This is a genomic window from Geomonas sp., assembly GCF_056994735.1.
On record NZ_JBXKJL010000314.1, the window covers coordinates 1 to 1,841 of the forward strand.

Below are 1,841 nucleotides of genomic sequence, written 5' to 3' on the forward strand. Positions count from 1 at the left end.
CCCAACCGGATCAGCTACGACAACAGCAAGGTCTTGGTCTCTCAGGTGCTGGGCTCCTGCGAGCGGAGGTTTACCGACGGTTTTTTAAAGCTGCAAAGCCACTATCTGTTTCGGGAGCATTTTTGCCGGGTGAGACGCGCCAATGAGAAGGGTGTGGTGGAGGGCGTGGTCAAGTATACCCGGCTCAACTTTCTTGTGCCCGTGCCGCAGGTCAGTAGCCTGGAGGAGCTGAACTTCAAGCTGGCCGAAGCCTGCCGGGAGGATCTCAAGCGGTGTCTTCGCGGCAAGAGCGGGACCAAGAGCCAGCTTTTGCCGGAGGACCGGGCTGCGTTTTTGCCGCTTCCGGCCGGTGGGTTTGATGCCTGCCGGAAGCTGCCCACCCGGGCCAACTCGCTATCGTTGGTCCGCTTTGACCGCAACGATTATTCTGTGCCCGTCGCCTATGCGCATCACGAGGTTCTGGTCAAAGGCTATGTGGATCGGGTGCGGCTGGTCCACAAGCAGTCGGTGGTGGCGGAGCATCGGCGCTCCTGGGGCAAGGAGGGGGTGTTTTTCAATTACCTGCATTACCTGCCGCTGCTGGAACGAAAGCCCGGTGCGATCGATCATGCTCGCCCGATGGCCGAGCTGAACCTGCCGGATTGCTTTAACGTGTTGCGGCGCAGATTGGAGAACGAGCAGCGAAAGCAGGGCGATGGCACCCGGGAGTTCATCCGGGTGCTGAGGCTTCTGGAAGACTACCCGATGAGCAGACTCGAATGGGCCGTGGAAAAGGCTCTTGCCATGCGGGTTCACGGCCGCGATGCGATTGCCCAGTTCTTATCCCCGCGGCCGTCTTTGCAGCCGAGCAGCTTTCTGCTTGACGGGCAAAAACACTTGCGCCGGGTGCAGGTGGACCGGCCCGATCTGACGGCCTACCGCGTGCTGCTCTCTGGGGAGGCACGCTATGGACAGCAGCGATAAACCGACGGTGCTGCTGGAGTATTACTTGAAGAGATTGAAGCTGGCGACGATGCTCAAGGAGTATGCTGCGGTTGCCAAGCTCTGCGGGCAGGAGCGCGCGGACTATTTGACTTTTTTGCTGCGTCTGGCTGAAAGAGAAGCACTGAGGCGGGAGGAGCGCGCGGCCGAAAGACGCATCCTCGCGGCAAACTTCCCCGTGGTCAAGGTAATAGACACCTTCAGTTTTAAGGCCCAGCCCTCGATCAACGAGCCTTTGATCCGGGAGTTGGCGCGAGGGCAATATGTCGACAGGAAAGAAAACGTGCTCTTGGTCGGCAACCCGGGAACCGGCAAGACGCATCTGGCCACGGCCCTGGCGTTTGCGGCCTGTTCCCAAGGCCGCAAGGTGCGCTTCTATACCGTGATGGATCTGGTCACCGAGTTAATGGAAAGCCAGGATGAGCGGCGCTTACAACGACTGCACAAACAGCTGCGGGGGCTTGAATTGATCGTGCTCGACGAGCTGGGCTATATCCCGTTCTCCAAGGCCAGGGCCGAGCTGCTCTTTGAGGTGGTCAGTCACGCCTACGAGTACCAGAGCCTGATCGTGACCTCGAACCTGCCCTTTGACCAATGGGCGACGATCTTGGGATGCGAACGGCTGACAGGTGCTCTCTTGGACCGGCTAACCCACAGATGCCACATCATCGAGGCTAACGGGGAGAGCTATCGCCTACGCCAAGCCAGGCAAAAAGAAAAATGGCCCCCGCTGCCAATTTGAACCCCACAACGAAGATTACAAGTTAGATGTTGACAAAATTGCCATTAACAGATCACTTATAAACTCAGTGTCACAGTCTTTGGCCGTCCACCGTCTCTGCTTTCCTCCGCCTTCCACA

General features: G+C 58.4%; 2 protein-coding genes. Both read left to right on the forward strand.

Annotation, left to right across the window (positions count from 1 at the left end):
* Positions 1–963: Mu transposase domain-containing protein (locus tag AC11W3_RS13890; protein WP_484093172.1), on the forward strand; the 963-nt coding region annotated here is incomplete at its 5' end.
* Entirely contained in the window at positions 947–1,723 is a 777-nt protein-coding gene (gene istB, locus AC11W3_RS13895) for an IS21-like element helper ATPase IstB (protein WP_484093173.1), read from the forward strand. The genes AC11W3_RS13890 and istB, both read left to right, overlap by 17 nt.
* Positions 1,724–1,841 lie beyond the last annotated feature (118 nt).

Coding starts and splice junctions, on each gene's coding strand:
- istB (WP_484093173.1), top strand. CDS start 947: ATGGACAGCAGCGATAAACCGACGGTGCTGCTGGAGTATTACTTGAAG.